This is a genomic window from Methanospirillum sp. (assembly GCF_035406105.1).
Taxonomy (GTDB): Archaea; Halobacteriota; Methanomicrobia; order Methanomicrobiales; family Methanospirillaceae; genus Methanospirillum.
This window is the reverse complement of sequence record NZ_DAONKG010000387.1, coordinates 1-1,034: the sequence shown is the minus strand read 5'-3', so window position 1 is coordinate 1,034 and position 1,034 is coordinate 1. Positions and strand designations below refer to the sequence as shown.

At 52.8% G+C, this 1,034-nt stretch carries 1 protein-coding gene and 1 pseudogene; both read left to right on the top strand.

The features are described from left to right. Nucleotides 1-485: MTBMA_p00010-related P-loop-containing protein (locus tag PLA23_RS13725; protein ID WP_502883640.1), on the top strand; the 485-nt coding region annotated here is incomplete at its 5' end. 66 nt (nucleotides 486-551) lie between these two features. Next, nucleotides 552-1,034: pseudogene (locus PLA23_RS13720) on the top strand (hypothetical protein); the annotation flags it as partial.

The following is a 1,034-nucleotide window of genomic DNA, read 5'->3' as shown; positions in this document are numbered from 1 at the left end:
ACTCAAAAGGACTTCACGTCTCCATCACCGGAGACTCCGGAAAAGGAAAATCCCATGCCATCGACACCATGCTGGCCCAGGTCCCTCAGGAATACCGGTTATCCGGCCGGATAAGTGACAAAGCCCTCTTTTACTCACAGGATATAAAACCGGGAACCGTCATCGCCCTTGATGATGTCTCCCTCTCCGAACAGATGCAGGAGATCCTCAAAGGAGTCATCACCTCATTTCTCAAACCGTTCCGGTACCGGACCGTCACCAAAGACCGGAACGGCATCACCTGCACCATCCCGGAGCGGTGTGTCTGGTGGGTCGCAAAGGTCGAAGGCGTCGGCGATGATCAGATCTTTAACCGGATGCTCACCGCCTGGATAGACGACAGTGAAGAACAGGATCGGAAAGTACTGGAGCGGACACTGCACCAGGCAGCACAGGTCCCGTCAGCAGGCTCACCGGTCAGGGAGGAGATCCGTGTAATCAGGTAGATATGGCGGATAGTCGGAGACATCTTTGTCATTATCCCTTATGCAGAACAGATAGAGTTTCAGTCTGTGGCAAACCGGCGAAACCCGGACATGCTTCTTGACCTTATCAAGACAAATGCCGCACTCATGCAGTTTCAGCGGGAGAGAAAAACGGTTGACGGAGTTGAGTACATCATCGCAACCAGGGATGATTTTGACCAGGCAGTCAGGCTGTATAATGCCCTGAACGGAGATACCGGCGGTCAGATAACCAAGCTCACCCGGAATGAATCAACCCTTATTGATGCCATCCGGGCGTTAAACAAAGAAGAATTCACCGTGCTTGACATCCAGCGGGTGACCGGATGGACCAATTCTGTAATCTCCAAACTGCTGAACGGATATACATCACGGGGGCATCTCTATGCAGGACTGTTGCAGAAATGCCCGGCTGTCTCATTCTACGATCGGTCGGTCACGGTCAGCGATGTCGGGCAGACCACCCACCGGAGAAGCAAGGTGTATGTCTGGGATAATACCCTCTATCATGAATGGGTGAAAGGAGGGGCA